The 15,926-nt window shown below is 46.1% G+C and carries 14 protein-coding genes; 8 read left to right on the top strand and 6 right to left on the bottom strand.

Going from position 1 to position 15,926, the window contains the following annotated elements; all coding sequences use genetic code 11:
- Positions 1-128 precede the first annotated feature (128 nt).
- Together ACODJP_RS06020 and ACODJP_RS06015 are read right to left on the bottom strand one after the other, a co-directional pair.
- Positions 129-1,076, bottom strand: a complete 948-nt coding sequence (locus ACODJP_RS06020; RefSeq protein WP_422479523.1) for a DUF4382 domain-containing protein — start codon at positions 1,074-1,076, stop codon at positions 129-131.
- 165 nt (positions 1,077-1,241) lie between these two features.
- Entirely contained in the window at positions 1,242-2,447 is a 1,206-nt protein-coding gene (locus tag ACODJP_RS06015) for a hypothetical protein (protein ID WP_422479521.1), read from the bottom strand.
- 231 nt (positions 2,448-2,678) lie between these two features.
- On the opposite strand from ACODJP_RS06015, the gene ACODJP_RS06010 reads away from it, so the two are divergent.
- Positions 2,679-3,980, top strand: coding sequence for an ATP-binding protein (locus tag ACODJP_RS06010; RefSeq protein ID WP_422479519.1), 1,302 nt, complete (start codon positions 2,679-2,681; stop codon positions 3,978-3,980).
- 38 nt (positions 3,981-4,018) lie between these two features.
- On the opposite strand, the gene ACODJP_RS06005 is transcribed toward ACODJP_RS06010, so the two are convergent.
- Complete coding sequence (locus ACODJP_RS06005) at positions 4,019-4,492, bottom strand: RDD family protein (RefSeq protein WP_422479517.1); 474 nt, start codon at positions 4,490-4,492, stop codon at positions 4,019-4,021.
- A gap of 359 nt (positions 4,493-4,851) precedes the next feature.
- On the opposite strand from ACODJP_RS06005, the gene ACODJP_RS06000 reads away from it, so the two are divergent.
- From ACODJP_RS06000 to ACODJP_RS05985, 4 genes are all read left to right on the top strand, one after another.
- The gene (locus tag ACODJP_RS06000) at positions 4,852-6,348 is read left to right on the top strand and encodes a sugar ABC transporter ATP-binding protein (protein WP_422479515.1); all 1,497 of its coding nucleotides are present in this window, start codon (positions 4,852-4,854) and stop codon (positions 6,346-6,348) included.
- A gap of 11 nt (positions 6,349-6,359) precedes the next feature.
- Positions 6,360-7,544 (top strand): ABC transporter permease, encoded by a 1,185-nt coding sequence (locus ACODJP_RS05995; RefSeq protein WP_422479513.1) that lies wholly within the window; start codon positions 6,360-6,362, stop codon positions 7,542-7,544.
- 75 nt (positions 7,545-7,619) lie between these two features.
- On the top strand, positions 7,620-8,714 hold the full coding sequence (locus ACODJP_RS05990) for an ABC transporter substrate-binding protein (protein ID WP_422479511.1): 1,095 nt from the start codon (positions 7,620-7,622) through the stop codon (positions 8,712-8,714).
- Between the two features lie 94 nt (positions 8,715-8,808).
- Positions 8,809-9,864: a LacI family DNA-binding transcriptional regulator gene (locus tag ACODJP_RS05985; RefSeq protein WP_422479509.1), complete on the top strand. Its 1,056-nt coding sequence runs from the start codon at positions 8,809-8,811 to the stop codon at positions 9,862-9,864.
- Between the two features lie 8 nt (positions 9,865-9,872).
- Here ACODJP_RS05985 and ACODJP_RS05980 read toward each other — a convergent pair whose 3' ends face one another.
- Entirely contained in the window at positions 9,873-10,421 is a 549-nt protein-coding gene (locus ACODJP_RS05980) for a ferredoxin domain-containing protein (RefSeq protein ID WP_422479507.1), read from the bottom strand.
- Between the two features lie 81 nt (positions 10,422-10,502).
- Between ACODJP_RS05980 and ACODJP_RS05975 the strand changes: the two genes are divergently transcribed.
- The 3 genes from ACODJP_RS05975 to ACODJP_RS05965 all read left to right on the top strand — a co-directional run bounded on the left by ACODJP_RS05975 (position 10,503) and on the right by ACODJP_RS05965 (position 13,834).
- Positions 10,503-11,510, top strand: a complete 1,008-nt coding sequence (locus ACODJP_RS05975) for a hypothetical protein (protein ID WP_422479505.1) — start codon at positions 10,503-10,505, stop codon at positions 11,508-11,510.
- A 101-nt stretch (positions 11,511-11,611) separates the two neighbouring features.
- Positions 11,612-12,985 (top strand): undecaprenyl-phosphate glucose phosphotransferase, encoded by a 1,374-nt coding sequence (locus tag ACODJP_RS05970; protein ID WP_422479503.1) that lies wholly within the window; start codon positions 11,612-11,614, stop codon positions 12,983-12,985.
- Positions 12,986-13,009: 24 nt separating this feature from the next.
- On the top strand, positions 13,010-13,834 hold the full coding sequence (locus tag ACODJP_RS05965) for a DUF6675 family protein (RefSeq protein ID WP_422479501.1): 825 nt from the start codon (positions 13,010-13,012) through the stop codon (positions 13,832-13,834).
- A 2-nt stretch (positions 13,835-13,836) separates the two neighbouring features.
- Here the strand turns inward: ACODJP_RS05965 and ACODJP_RS05960 are convergent, their stop codons facing one another.
- On the bottom strand, positions 13,837-14,724 hold the full coding sequence (locus ACODJP_RS05960; RefSeq protein WP_422479499.1) for a glycosyltransferase family 2 protein: 888 nt from the start codon (positions 14,722-14,724) through the stop codon (positions 13,837-13,839).
- Positions 14,724-15,827, bottom strand: a complete 1,104-nt coding sequence (locus ACODJP_RS05955; protein WP_422479497.1) for a glycosyltransferase — start codon at positions 15,825-15,827, stop codon at positions 14,724-14,726. The genes ACODJP_RS05960 and ACODJP_RS05955 overlap by 1 nt, the downstream gene beginning before the upstream one ends.
- Between the last annotated feature and the right edge of the window lie 99 nt (positions 15,828-15,926).

Genomic DNA, 15,926 nt, shown 5'->3' with positions numbered 1-15,926 from the left:
ATTGTTAATCACTGTCGCAATTATAACCTATGGAAGGGAATGGTGGTAGATAATTCCACCATGGGTCAATATAAAAGAGAGAGGAGCCATAAGACTCCTCCCTCGGTGAAACGTCATGCTACAGTCTACTAGAGATTGATATCTTGTTCTGTGGTTTCTTCTGCTTCTACGACGATACCGGTATAGGTTGTCGAGTCGATTACCGTGTAGGAGCCATCTTCACCAACTCCTGCGATAACCAGATCGTAGGTGCCGGATGCCAAGAACGGTAGCATGTAGCTGCCAGTAGTGGTATCGACAGATGCACTGCTTGTTGCGTTCTCAAAAGGTATGAAATCGGGATCATCCGTTTCTGGAGGCAAGGCCTCACTATCGGAATATGCTCCGTCTTCATAAACGAAAACTGTATACGAATCATACGTTGAACCGGCGATCAGGAAATCTCCAGCTATGGAACCTGCCTGATTGTTCACAACCAGACGGATAGTCGGTTTTAGGATGTATTCGTCATTGGTTCCCCGCTTGACTACCGATTTACGGACATCGAAGTCTGCGGTAATCTCAACTTCACCATTTTTAGGAATAGTGAAACTTCCGACAGCTTTGTAGCCGGTCTGACCACCGCTGGGTACGAATAACTCCCGTTTTACATCGGAATCATCGATACCATCGGTAGCTCCTTCGGGATCGAACAGGATATAGGCACCTGGATTGGTTCTCCGAGCAGATCCCTCTTTCTGCACATCCATCATAAAACGGATCTGGGATACTTCGCCCGCAGGAATGATCGTGTGTGAAAGCGGAGCGACTACTCCACCGGTAAGATCGAGAAGATTGAATTCCTGTGGACCTTCGAAGCCCGTATCCTCAATCCATTCCCCATTGAGGTTGTATTCAATCGATGTGATGGTGATGAAAACACCTTCCACATCGTTAGCATCGGCGATAGGTGCATCGGTCAGGCTCAATCTGACGGTTCCTGTATCTTCACTTGAGAGTGAACACCCCATTACCAATGCGGTGAGAAACACGACACCCAAGATAATTATGAAAGCGCGATGTACTGGTTTTTGCATTTTCTTGCTCCTTCATGAGAAATAATTTCCCATTGGTTGATATGGAATCCGCACTTTCATGCATCGTTACGGATGCGACAGTGCAGATTGTCTTTCACCGATCACTTACGACCGGCTTACCAACCTATACGCAACAACGGGAAATCGGTTTCAGCAAAATGCAAGTTACCAGCCGGCTCCTGGGGAAAACTCTCCTTGGGGATTGTCCTCGAAGTCGATGTACCCGAAGCGGGTATCCATACCGCTACCGACAGGACTCACCCCTGTATATATCCAGGAGTTATCATCAGGGAAGGAATCGAGGGGATCACGCACATCGTTGTCCGTGTCGTTGATGTTCGTATTGATAATATTGAGGAATGCGGCATAGGTGAGGGTATCATCCTCATCTTGATCTGCCGTTATTCCTGGTGACAGGTGCAATCCATTGTAACGATTGACGGAGAAATCGGAATCGGTGTTCAAGCACATCTGGAACAGATAATATTGCGCCTCGTTCTCATCTTCGTCGAAGATGTTTATCGTATTGGGATTTTCAAGCGGGTTCGGATTCGATGGCGTTGCGTGTCCTGCAATTAAAATTGGGTCGAAAAACGACTCCCATGCATCACGTATGCCACTTGGGCCATCTTGCAAACCATCGGTGGTGATGCAGAAATAGTGTTCACCACTCGTGGAAGGTTGCATCAAATTCCCTGGGGAGACCGTTTTCCGGGAAGTTTCGACTACGAAGGTCAGATCGCCAGAGCTGAGCTTAAAGTAGGGAAATTCCCAGACCGTGCTATCTGGTGTTTTGATCAGCACATCCTTCGCAAGATAGTCACCATGGTCCTGGGTATACCAACGGAGGGAGAAATCCTCCATCTCATATTCGTAGTAGACGATATCCACCAGAACACCGTAGTAGGTTTCTCCGTATGCGGGGTTGGAAGCGGGAGTGTAGGCATCACTTGTCGATGCGGTTACCGTAGTGAAGCTGTCAATCGGCTTGAAGAACCCCTCGGTAGGAATGGTCTCACGATCTTTGATGAACAGACAGTCACCGTCGATATTCTCTTCGTTGGTATCTTCATCAACCATACTGTCGTAGGCTGTACGGGTAGGAAACCATACTTTATCGAAAGCGATCGTGATATCCTTTGGCTGGAAAAAATCCCCTGGTATGCTACTGGAATCCCCACTTGCCGGAACATACCGTGAACTGTCTGTTGCACCTCGGGCAACATCATCCTGTCCTCGGGTGACGAAAATTCTCATGCCCCTCAGACTTCCGGTAATGGGACCGCCACATCCGACACTACACATGATCAGGATTATCATCACCAGGGTAAGAAGAACAAGTCTTCGTTTACTGCCTTTAACATGTTTCATATTCTTTTCCTCCGACTACATGTTGCAGTCGCAGCAGACATATGGCTAAAGGGTATTCTTACCCAAAAGGATAGGTAATTTGCCCCAATGGATCTTTTTTCTGCAAAAGCGTGCATTTTAAGGGGTGGAAATAGTGTAAATCCGTGCAATATTTTAAGAAAAAACTTGTAAAACCGTGTAATAATGTTTATTATATACAATAGATATAAAGAATTATAGAGGTTGTTAAATATGCTTAAAAGAAAGATAGAAAACCGTATGCTTGAATGGTATGAGCTGACTACTGGAAAACCAGCACTCATGATCATGGGTGCACGGCAAGTAGGCAAGACCACCTCTATCCGTTCTTTTGCCAAGCGATACTATCCGGCGGTACTGGAAATGAATTTCGAAGCCAAACCAAGTCTGAAACAGATATTTTCTGGTGATTTGGATGCCGATACTCTTATAGAGAAGATAAGTGTTTCCGGTCTAGGTCGCATCATTCCCCATAAGACTTTGTTATTTTTGGATGAAATCCAAAGTTGCCCCCAAGCCCGTACGGCATTGAAATTTCTCGTGGAAGATGGTCGTTTGGATATCATTGCAAGTGGATCCTTGTTGGGCATCAATTATAGGGAAGTGTCCTCGTATCCCGTTGGATTCGAACATAGGATAGAGATGCATTCTTTGGATTTTGAAGAATTCCTTTGGGCCAATGGGGTACCTGAGGAGACAATAGCCTCGGTGCATCAATCGTTCCTCCTTCGCAAGCCAGTTGATGACTATATCAATACCAGACTGATGGATCTTTTCAAAAAGTATATGATTGTTGGAGGCATGCCTGCTGTAGTGATGGAATACTTGAAGAGTAGGGAGTTTGGAGGGGTTTTGATGCGGCAACGAAGTATTGTCCAGAGTTACAGGGACGATATTTCCAAATATGCCGAAAAACGGAAAGGTGAAGCAAAACGCGTATTTGATTCCATTCCAGCACAATTGATGGAGAAGAATAAAAGATTCAAATTATCGGATATCGATCCAAATGCGAGGAGTCGTACGTATCATGATGCCATTATGTGGCTCTATGATGCTGGAATCGCTACCTTTTGTTATAATGTGACAAGTCCTGAAATCCCCTTCGAATTGAATGAGAAAAGAAATATCTTCAAATTTTTCATGCGCGATACAGGTTTACTCTCATCAATGTCACTCGGTAATATTCAATCAGCGATTTTGGCTGGAGATCTTCAGATAAACGAAGGTGCGATTGTGGAAAATGCAATCGCTGATTTGTTGGTCAAGCGCGGGTATAATCTGCATTATTGGGATGTCAAGGGAAGGTTGGAAGTCGACTTCCTAATACATGAATCCCATGCGGTCTTACCCGTGGAGGTGAAATCGGGAAAAGACTACTCCAAACATCCTTCGCTTACCCACCTCATGGATTTGCATAGAGAACATATACCAGAAGCGATAGTCCTGCACAGGGGACAGGTGCATAAAGACCGTAATATCAGTTATCTACCACTATATATGGTCATGTTCCTCTAGTATTATATTCACCATTGGGGTAACGGATCGATACTCTGTCAATTCCTTCTATCCAGTACGATTGTAGAAGCCAGATAATCATGGATGGCTTGCCTTCTTGGGGTTAGCAGGATAGTGATCCAACCCATTCCGAAGAGCGCTGCAGAAACCAGAAGCGCGAGGTAGCGGATGCATGATCTTCCCACAGATAGCCGTGTTCCTGCAGTGGTTAGCACAATGATACGCATTGCGCGACATCCCAAAGTTCCCCTCAGAGTGCTCCACCCGATTACCAGATAGAGCAGTCGGATGACGAATATCCCCAGCACCAGATAAAGACTGTAACCGAGAAGATAGAGACCGCTTTGGTCGCTGAACAGTCCACGTCCATACCAAATAAATAAGGGAAGCATGAAAAGAAGGCTTACCAGGAGATCGATAAGGTAGGCACCCATGCGCCGGAGAAATGAAGCATATGTCGAACCGTTTCCTATCATGATATCATTCCCATAGACTTCCATTTTCTTTCCCATAGTAATCGATCGTAGGTTCGTAAGAACCAGATGGTATTCCCATGTAATACCTTACCCCACCGGAAACATATCTGGCAACCGTGGGTACAGGCAACTAAAGCTTGCTTGCATGTACTTTCGGCCTCCTTAGAGGATAGTTCATGATGAAGCGACTTTTTGCTCTAGGAAAGATACCAAAAGTACCTATGCCTATGGGTGTTTTTACCTAATTGGCATGTTTTCTTCTATTTTATAGTCTGGCAAATGGTATGGATTGGTAGGGGTGTGGTGATCTAGAAAAAGATTGTAAACGTTTACAAATTTTTCTTGACAACTGCCGGAACCCGTGTGAACATGGGAATATGCAAGGAGAAACGACAGTGAGAGACGTAGTGCTTTCCATGAAAGACATAGATAAGCGATTTTCTGGTGTCCATGCACTCAAGGGTGTCGATTTCGAGTTGCGCGCCGGGGAGATCCATGCTCTTGTAGGAGAAAACGGAGCAGGGAAATCGACCCTGATGAAGGCGCTGACCGGAATTTTCCCCAAAGACTCTGGCGAAATCCATTACATGGGTAAATTGTTCAATCCCCAAGGGCCGAAAGAGGCCTTGGATGCCGGAATAGCGATCGTCCACCAGGAACTGAATATGATGGAACACCTTACGGTTGCCCAGAACCTCTTTATTGGTCGAGAATCGACCAGAAGGGGTAAATGGTTCTTGGACGAGAAAGCCCAGAATCAGCGTGCGATAGAGTTGTTCGAGCGATTGCACATGAATATCGACCCTGAAGAGAAAGTAAGTGATTTGACCGTCGGTAAGCAACAAATGGTAGAGATAGCAAAAGCGGTCTCACACAATCTGAAAGTGCTCATTCTCGATGAGCCGTCAGCCGCACTTACCGAAAGGGAGATTGCCGATCTGTTCGCCATCATGCGCGATTTGGCCACCCAGGGCGTTGGGATGATCTACATAAGCCACCGCCTCGATGAGATTGGCGTGATTACCGATAGGGTAACAGTCCTTCGCGATGGAGAGTATGTGGGAACCAAAGAAACCCAGGAACTGAGCAAAGAAGAGATGATCAATATGATGGTTGGTCGTGTCATCTATGAAAAGCCAAAGAGCAAAAGTAATGTTCCCTCCGATGCTCCTGTGGTACTGAAGGTGGATAACCTGAATGCCGGTCGTCAGGTGCAGAATGTCTCATTTGAGTTGAAAAAAGGTGAGATCCTAGGGTTTGCAGGACTCATGGGTGCAGGACGGACAGAGTCCATGAGAGCATTGTTCGGAGCCGACAAGGCATCTGGCGATATCTATGTGAACGGAAAGAAAGTCATCATAGATTCTCCCATGGATGCAGTAAGAAACGGAATTGGCTACCTGAGTGAGGACCGCAAGCGTTTTGGACTGGCTGTAAAACTCTCAGTCGCCGAAAATGCCGTCATGGCATCGTATGAGGATTTGTCTCCAGGATTCTTCCTTCCCCGTAAGGAGTTGGAGGAAGTAGCCTTAGAGTACGTGAATAAGCTGAAGGTGAAGACCCCCTCGTTGGACCAATTTGTAAACAACCTCTCAGGTGGAAACCAGCAGAAAGTTGTTATTGCGAAATGGTTGATCAAGAACAGCTCCATTCTGATCTTCGATGAACCAACCAGAGGAATCGACGTAGGAGCAAAGAGTGAAATCTATCACCTGATGAACGAACTTGCCGCAGAGGGTAAGTCGATCATCATGATCAGTAGTGAATTGAATGAAGTGTTGCGGATGAGCGATAGGATTGCAGTTATGTGCGAAGGAAAGCTCACCGGATTTGTCGATATCGAAGAGGCGACCCAGGAGAAGATTATGGCCCTGGCGACCCAACGTGGATAGGAGAACCCTATATGGAAGTCAAAGATACTGTCGAGTTGAATGAGAAGCGCAAAGGGCTCAATATGCAGAAACTGCTCGCACCCCTTGCATTGGTTATCGTATATGCATTCTTTGCCCTGTTCGGAAGGAACTTCTTTTCCTATACGACGTTGGTGAATATTCTGGACTCATCCTATTACATTGGGTTCATCGCAATTGGAGTAACGTTTGTAATCATAACTGGAGGAATCGACCTCTCTTGTGGAACGGTGATGATGGCAGCCACCATTATTGGTGGAACGGCATACAAGACTTGGGGTTGGCCAATGTGGCTTTCACTCATATTGATCCTTGTAGTATCCACCTCCTTCGGTCTGTTCAACGGACTCATGGTAAGCCGACTCGGATTGCCTCCATTCATTGCTACCTTGGGAACCATGATGATCAGCTTGGGTACCGGATCGATCGTCTCGAATGTGCGTAGCGCAACATTCCCTGCCCGTGGTGCCGAGGACAGTTGGTTCAAGGGAATTTTCAAATTCATCGCAGAAGACAATTCATCGTTCCCGACAGGAGCCTTGGTCCTCTTCGGTACAGCATTCATAGCCTATGTGATCCTTACTCGAACGAAGATGGGACGCTATATCTTCGCCGTAGGATCCAATAAAGAGGCTGCACGCCTCAGTGGTGTCAATGTGGCAAAGTGGGAGATGATGGCCTATGTGGTCAGCGGTTTCCTCGCCGGTATGGGTGGTATCGCATTCGCTGCAGTCTATACCACAGTCATGCCAGCCCAAGGACAGGGCTTCGAACTCTACGCTATCGCTGGTGCGGTTATCGGTGGAACGAGTCTGAGCGGTGGTGCCGGTAGCGTTTTCGGAACAATGATCGGTGTCTATATCATGAGTGTCTTGAGGGCAGGGCTGCCATCTATGGATCTGCAGTCACAGTACCAGACATTCTTTACCGGAGTAGTAGTACTCGGTGCGGTAATGCTCGATATCTACCGGACCAAGAAGTCTACCGAAGTCCGTATTCTCTCTCCCTCGGCGAAGTACAAGGAAGAGATGATGCAGAAGATCGCAGCCGAATCGTCACCTGAGAAGGTAAACGCATTGAAGGCTGAGATGAAACAGACCTACGCAAAGATGAAGCGGGAAGAGAAGGCCGAAGCCACCGCATTGCGTAAGGCAGAGAAGGGTTTTGAAAAACGGTAACAGCTGTTGTCTGTCCGTTTGAACATACGAAAATTTCCAGGAGCGCATGCTCTTGGAACAAACAGGAGGGTATTTATGAAAAAAACCTTAGTCGTTCTTTTGGCTCTGGTTGTCTTAGCCTCGTTGACCCCGTTGTTCGCACAGGGTACACAGGAAGGCAAGCCGTATATCGCAGTTGTCTCCAAGGGAGAGCAACACGATTTCTGGCAGCAGGTAAAGTTGGGTGCCAATGCAGCCGCTGAAGAGTATGGTGTCGACATCACATTCGAAGGACCTCCTTCAGAGAGTGATGTTCAGATCCAGGTCGAAATGTTGAACAATGCAATGGCAAAGAACCCCGTGGCTATCGCCTTGGCAGCTCTCAATACCAGTGCGGTTCTCGACCAGCTCCAGCAGACCAAGAACCAGGGAATTCCCGTAATCGGTTTCGACTCCGGTGTTCCTGAAGCTCCCGAAGGCTCGATCTGGGCAAATGCATCAACGAACAACTATGCCGCAGCCGGTGTTGCAGCAGAGAAGATGTTCGAAGTCATCAAGCCGAAGATCGAAGCTGCTACCGAAGCCAGACCTGTGAAGATCGTGGTCATGAACCAGGATGCTTCCGGTGAATCGTTGCTCAGCCGTGGTAAAGGATTCCGCGACACCATGGTCAAGCTCATCGATGAGCAGTCCAAGTTGTCAAAGAGTGACATCTCTGTAATCGGTAATACCGCTTACATCGCTGCAGACAGCCCCACATCGGGTAAGAAAGTCTTCATCGAGATGGTCGTTCCCGCATCCGCAGCTATGACCGATGCAACCAATGCCGCACAGGCAGTGTTGAACAAAGTCTCTAGTGACAGAGTTCTCGGTATCTTCTGTTCTAACGAAGCTACCGTAAAGGGTCTTCTTGCCGCAACTAACGATGGTGCTACCTTGAAGAGCAGATCCGAATTGAAAGATGTGGTCGTTATCGGTTATGACGCCGGCGCTGCCCAGAAGAACGCTGTCCGCAACCAGTACTTCCTCGGTTCGATCACCCAGGATCCCTACATGATCGGTTACAAGGCTGTCGAATTGGCTTTCAAGGCCTACAAGGGCGAGTCTGTCGCTGATGTCGATACCGGTGCTAAGTTCTACACATATCAGAACATGGATGATGCCGATATCAAGGGTCTTCTCTACGATTGATGCTTGAGTGACGCCATTTCGGGCGTCCGACTGTGAAACAGACGGGGGTCCCCGGCACCAGTGCTGGTAGGACCCCCATTTTTGAAGGAAAACCATGGTGGAAGATCAAGGGCATGTGACGATAAAGGAAGTTGCGCAAGCGGCAGGTGTGTCGATAGCGACAGTTTCCCGTGTGTTGAACCATAATCTCGCGGTTACTGAGCAGACGCGAAAGCGTGTGACCGAAGTGATGCGTGAACTGGGATACAACCGCAACGAAGTCGCCCGTTCCTTGAAGGTCCGCCATACCAAGACTATCGGTATTATCGCCCCTGAGTTGAGCAACGTCTTCTTCATGGAGGTTGTAGAGGCCATGGAGCGTATACTCGCACCGATGGGATATACGATGATCATAGGATCATCAAACGACTCAGTTGCCGAAGAGAAGCGCAAGCTGCAAGTCCTCATTGAACGCAATGTAGATGGCCTGGTGGTCATGCCCGCCGGTGCCGAAGGTGATCACTTCCTTAGCAAAGCAGTCGCTAACATTCCTCTGGTGATGGTTGACCGTCGGATCCAAGGTCTGGAGGTCGACTCCGTACTCACCGACAACCGCTACGGTGTGCGGCAGATGATCCATGCCTTGAAGGCCGAAGGTCATACGAGGATCGGTTTCATTGGTGGTGATCCCGCTATCCATACCGCAGGAGAGCGTCTGTACGGTTTCTATGCTGCGATGGAGGAATTCGGTCTTTCCGTAGAAGAGAAATTCGTCCTTCACGAGGGTGCCATGGTGCAAAGTGCCGGAGGAAAACTTCTGCAACGAGCTTTGAAAGAACCCGACCACCCTAATGCCTTTTTTGTGGCGAACGATTCTCTCCACCTTGGGGCTACCTCATACGCTATGGAGCATGTACAGCAGGACATCTATGATCGACTGGTGTTCGCAAGTTTCGACTTTCTCGCATATGCTCCCTTATTGAAGCTCTGCCACTATGCTGTAGCCCAGCCACTGGAGAGGATAGGGCAGGAAGTAGCTACATTGTTGCTAAAGCGTCTCAAGGGCGATAGGGAAGGGTTTCCCGAGCATGTCATGCTCCGCCCTGAAATAAAGATTATGACAGCCAATGGCGGCCGTCCATTCGAAGTGAAGCGAGTGGTTGGTGATTGAAATGAAGCCTACTTTTTCGGTTTCCTATCGAAGAAGGCATTCTTTCCCGCTATTGAAAGCGGAATCCCATAGATAATCTTCACATCTTCTCCCAATAGCCCTAACTCAAGAACTGCCATGCCAATGGAGAACATCACGCGATTGTCAACGCGTGAATCCATAGCTACACTCACGGCACTTCCGATAGCAATGCCCAAATCTCCTGTGTTGAAGGCACAGGGGTGGCCGGGATGCAGCAGTTTTTCCTCACAATTGGCGAATCCACAAAGACCACAGGGTTCCAAGCGCATGGGATCTATCTTGGTTCCCAAGAGTATGAGAGAGTGGGATGCTTCCAGGTTATCGGCATCGCGGAGGAAGAAGGCTGCTGCACGACTCTCATTGGCCATCGTTCGCATATGCTCAGCAATAACAAGGCGTGTTTCGTTATCGGCCACAGCCGTAACCAACGTATCCTTACCCCGTGCCTTAGGTGCAGTCCGTGCCGCTGTCAGCATGCGATGGGCAACCTCTTCTGCCAAGGTATAAGTGATACTGGTATCCAATGTGATGCTCATGGTGGCCTCCTTGAATCAAGTATACCATAGATTGCGAAAATTTTGCTCCCATTGCCGATATCCCTGTGCTATAGTTTTTCCATGGCAAGAAATGGAAGAAAAGGTCGAGGGTGCCTGATTACCCTCTTGGTACTGATTATAATCGGACTTCTGCTCTGGTTCGTGGGTGTTCCACTGGCAAACAACAAAGCAGAAGATGTAGTCGATAGTGTCATCCAGGATGCGCTTTCCTCCCCTGGGATGCCGGAGCTTGGCTATCGTGATATCCAGGTCAACGCCCAGAAGGGACAAGTCGATGTTTTCGATTTGGTCTTGCCCTTGGAGGAGGGGAGTTCTATCCATGCAAGCCATATCAAGTTGACCGTGACACCAAGCGAACTCATCTCATTTGGATTGGGTCAGACCGAAGGCCTTACCAGGGCGGATGTAGATCTGCAACAATTCTCATACACAACACATGATACTAAGATTGCCATGGGAAACGCTTTGATAAAACTCGACGGACTCATCAATCTCAACGATGTGGAGAGTTCTGTCATCCGTGATGTACAGTTGACTGCAGAAAAAGTCCAGTATTCTGATCCCAAATCAAATATGGCATTCAACACAGAAACCTTGACCTTAGATGTCACCGGAAATATGACCATGGCTACCTTGGAAAAGGATATCGATGGGATACTCGATGATATTGCCTATGTGGATGTCGAGGCGACTGATGGAAAGCTTGTACCTGATGCGACAATGATGGAGCAGATCGGGATGTTCGCCATGGTTTCTCCCTGGATAGCCGAAACCAATAATTGGGGGTACGACTCTGTCTCATTGGAAGCCCGTTCAATTGCCGACTCGGTCGAGATAGATGCCTTCGCATTGTCAGCTCCCTTGATGGACGCAACTGGGAGTGCGAAGTTACCGAGAAAAAAAGATGGTCCACTCGCACTCGATGTTGACATTGCAGAGTTGAACTCTCAGGTGCGGGCGGAACTCGCACCGATTGCGATGTTCATGGGGCAACAGATTCCCGAGGGCGCCTTCAATTTGAACCTAGATTGGGCAGAAGGAGGTATGCCTTCGTTTACCCTTCGTTGACAACAAATGCGTTGTCGAACATACTGGAGGCCGATGAAGGGTAACCTTCTTATCTCTTGATTGTTTTATACTGAATATGACAAGGAACATGGTAGATACACATGGATTCTGAGAAAGATTATTCCCAATTTTTGTTGAAATTGGTGGTAGATAGTGTTGTGATCCTCCTCTCATGGTTTGGAGCGTATGTACTGCGCTTCTATGTCATACCAGGTGGAATCGGTGAACCGTTGCGTCTTTTCGCTCCTATGTCGGTTCTGGTTCTGGTGCTCTATCTCTACTTTTTGAACCATAATAAATTGTACCGGACCGGACCGAATATTACTTGGCAGACGGAGATCCAACTGCTGCTCTATAGTAGTGTTCAGGTGTTCCTGACCTTGACAGTCATCTTGTACTATCTCTACGGCCGTAGGGTGAGTCGTCTCTCAATCGCAATATTCATGGTTATCGTGACAGTCCTCCTGATTATCGAGAGGGTGATCATCAATCGCCACCTCTATAAACTACGGGCATCGGGCAAGAGGGCAAAGAGAGTCCTTCTGATAGGGTATGGAGAGGGTGTTACACGCTACATAAATGAAGTGATCAGCCATCCTGAGAATGGGTTGCATGTGGTGGGACAGTACAATGCCCATAGACATGGAGATTTGCGCTACGTGCAGTTCCATGGAGAACTGGAGGATGTCCTAGCAACAGCCCGACCTCAGATTGTAGTCATTGGATACCCCACTGCAGAAAGGGAAGAAGAGAAGCGGATGATCAGCCGGTGTTACGATCTAATCCAACGCGTAATGGTGATTCCCGATCTACCGTATTCCATGATCGGGAGCAGAATCTTTGATTTTCATTCGATTCCCGTCATGCAGCTGAACGATGTCTCCATTACCTTCTTCCAACGGATAGGTAAGCGACTGTATGACTTCATCCTTACCTTGGTGGGAACAATAGCCATAAGTCCGTTTCTATTACTTCTTGCGATTCTCGTGAAAGTAACCAGTCCCGGACCTGTCTTATATAAACAAAAGCGAGTGACCATGGATGGCAAGGAATTCATGATGCTCAAATTCCGTTCAATGACAGATCGTCCTCCTGGGGAAGAGGATGGAAAATGGACCACGAAGGATGATCCCCGGGTAACGCCACTTGGCAAGTTTATCCGTAAAACGAGCTTGGATGAGTTACCCCAGCTTTTCAATGTTCTCAAAGGAGATATGAGTCTTATCGGGCCACGCCCTGAGCGACCGGAATTGGTGAAAAAATTTGTGAAAGAGATTCCCGGTTACCAACTACGACATAAGGTGAAGGCAGGAATAACCGGTTGGGCACAAGTGAATGGCTATAGGGGCGACACTTCTTTGGAAGGTCGGATAGAATATGATCTAGCTTATATAAAAAATTGGAGTTTCCTCTTGGATTTCAAGATTTTTATCCTTACCTTTGTAAGAGGATTCGTCAACAAGAATGCCTACTGAGATTCTATCATTGAGGAGATATTCGTGATCTGTAGATTCAAACATATAAGAACCATAGTATCCATAGCAGCAATTCTATTGCTGCCAGCTGTTTTGTTCGGAGCAACCATTGAAGATTTGATGGGTGGTCTTACTGAAGATCAAGTACAAGCATTGCGCTCTGGGGAAATAGTAAAAGGGGAATCATTTGAAGATGATGTGATGCTCTTAGTCCCACAGGGCTCTATAGCGGAAAAACACTTGAGAAGTTCACTTCAGAAGCCCGATAGCTTTTCAGTAGTATCGCTAACCTATGTTCCCTATCCGGATTATATGAAAGGGATGAGTGAAGAGGAGTGGCAGGTGCAGATCTTCAACACCATGCGTGCAATCTCTACCCAAGAGGGAATTACCTACATAAGCCATAGGGCAGGAAACAAACCTAAAGTGCTGATTGAAAAGTCATGGTACCTTGAGGATGAGAAGAGCAGAAGTGGATTGCCCGATCCTGTATCAGATTCGGTTCCTCCGACTGCTGAATATGTAGTTTTCCAACGTGATTCCAGTTTCGGTAGCAATAAATACAGCCATAGTTACCAGACCTCCGATACTGAGATATTCGTGAATGTGAAGAACTTGGAGACCATGCGAGTCTTTAGCATCTTCAAGGCGGTGGAAGAGGGTAAGCTCGCGATTGCGATGGCAACCAACCAACTTGAAGATGGTCTTCTGCTCAGTGCAATGGCAACGATCGAAGGGCGAGACCCTGAAATCAAGGTCTTGGGAATCTCAGTCGACCTTCCCAGTGCCTTTACCAGACGTACTACTGCTCTGGGTGAGTGGTTTATCTCTCAATTGGAACAGAAATAACCTCAACCTTGTTTGCTGTATTTATGGAAACGTTTGAGGTAAAGCAAAAAACCAGGTGCAATTGCTAGGAGTGTCAAAGCATTCCATGAAAAGTAGTTATCTCTTCTTCGAACAATAAAGAAAGCAGAAATTAAATTGACTGCATTTAGAAATCGATGTTTTGGATTTGTAGCCAACTCCATACTTAGATTTTTCAATCTCATATAACTTCGTGGATTCTCGTAGATGACTCTGAAAATATTCTTGGTATAACCATCGCTTTGGTATCCACATATATTGATAACGCGGTCCAATACTATCATTGAATATTTTTGATCGATTTGAAGATATATGTAACTTTCAGTAATAAACTTTTCACCTTTTACAACGTCATAAGAGTAGTTCTTTAGAATTGAGGTTCTAAAAATTAAAGCAGTTTCTCCAGTGAAGCCATGTCTTTGGTATAATTCGGTCAAAGGAGTTCTGACGATGTTATTCGGTAGATTCGATCCCATAGGAGTTGATGAGTCATATCCTTTTAGGGCAATTATTCCACTTATAGAAAAATCATTCCTGTAAGGATCCCAAGTAGTAAGTATTAATTCAACAGCCTCATCAATGAGAAAATCATCTGAATCCACACAGAGAAAAAGCTCAGATTCACAAAGTTCCACCGCAGTGTTGTGAGCTCGTTGCTTGCCACCGTTTTCCTGTTTATGGTATTTGATTACAAATGGTAGTGTCGATTCTTGCCAAGTTTTTATCAATTCTTCAGTATTGTCGGTGGAACCATCATCGATAACCAACCAGAGGAAATCCTTTGAAGTTTGTTTTTTAAGGCTTTCAAACAATGCTGGCAAGATATAAGATCGATTAAAAGTTGGGGTAAATATTGTCAGTGTCGGTTCCATTATTTATTTTCCCCCATAGAAAGATTGGCATATATGGTCTCATATGATCTAACCGCTTTATCCAAATTATGATGTTTCTCGACATATCCAAATGCACCAATTTCTAGTTCATTTCTTAATTTAGTGTTATTAATAAGTTCCGTAATCCTTTCAAGGATTTTCTCAATATCAGAAGGAGTACATAAATAACCAGTTTTTCCATCTTCAATAAGATCCCTATTCCCGATTATGTCAGTCGCAATGATTGCCTTTGCAGCTGCCATGGCTTCAAGAAGCGAAACTGGCATCCCTTCCCATAGAGATGTCTGTAAATATATTTTTGAGCCTTTGACTCTTTGTATTGCTTGAATTCGTGGAACGAAACCCGTGACAGTAATATTTTTTGCAGTCAATACATTTCTTAAAGGTCCATCTCCTATCCATATGAATGAAAGGTTAGGAAGTCGCAATGCAATTTCATTGAACAGCATAGGGTTCTTCTGGGCTGAAATCCTTCCCGTCGTGCTGATATCAAATTTCTGATGATCATAAGCATCAATGGAGGCGATTGATGCAACATCGACAAAATTGTTGATGAGAGTACTATTGTTGGTAATTTTATGGGATTGTTCTAACTCCCCCTTTGAGACTGTAATAATTTTTGCAGGATTCAATTTGTCAAAAATTCTTTCAATTTGGAGGAATGTGTATCTGACTAGTGGTCTTACATCAGTTTTTAGAAATGCGAATCCATGGGGACTGTACAGGAGGTTCGTTTCATACCTTCTTGAAGCCAATCGACCGAGAACTCCCGCCTTGGATGAATGAAGGTGAATAGTGTGGGGTAGAAATGTCACTATTTCTCTTTTCATCTGAGTTATTGCTGATAGAAATTTGGAGGGGGAACTCATATCGATGAATTGGAGAGAAATATTGGAATAGGCAAAGTCAGCCGTATAGTTTTTCGGAGAATCCGCCCTCAATGAGTAGAGAATCTTCACTTCAAATTTTTCTTTATCCAAATTGCAGGCTATGTCACGGATTATGGCATATACGCCGGTTGAAAAGCTCTCGACTATATATAATACCCGTGTTTTTTGATGCAACGATTGTGATGTATCCATGGCCGTAGTATACCTATTGTTTTCTTTTCTGTACAGGAATAATAGGTTTTGGAGTAGTTCCATTTATTGACTATATGAAAAAGAATTATTATCATGAAG

This window comes from Pleomorphochaeta sp. DL1XJH-081, from assembly GCF_049310885.1.
Classification (GTDB): Bacteria; Spirochaetota; Spirochaetia; order Sphaerochaetales; family Sphaerochaetaceae; genus CAYZJV01.
This window is presented reverse-complemented; position numbering and strand designations above follow the sequence as displayed.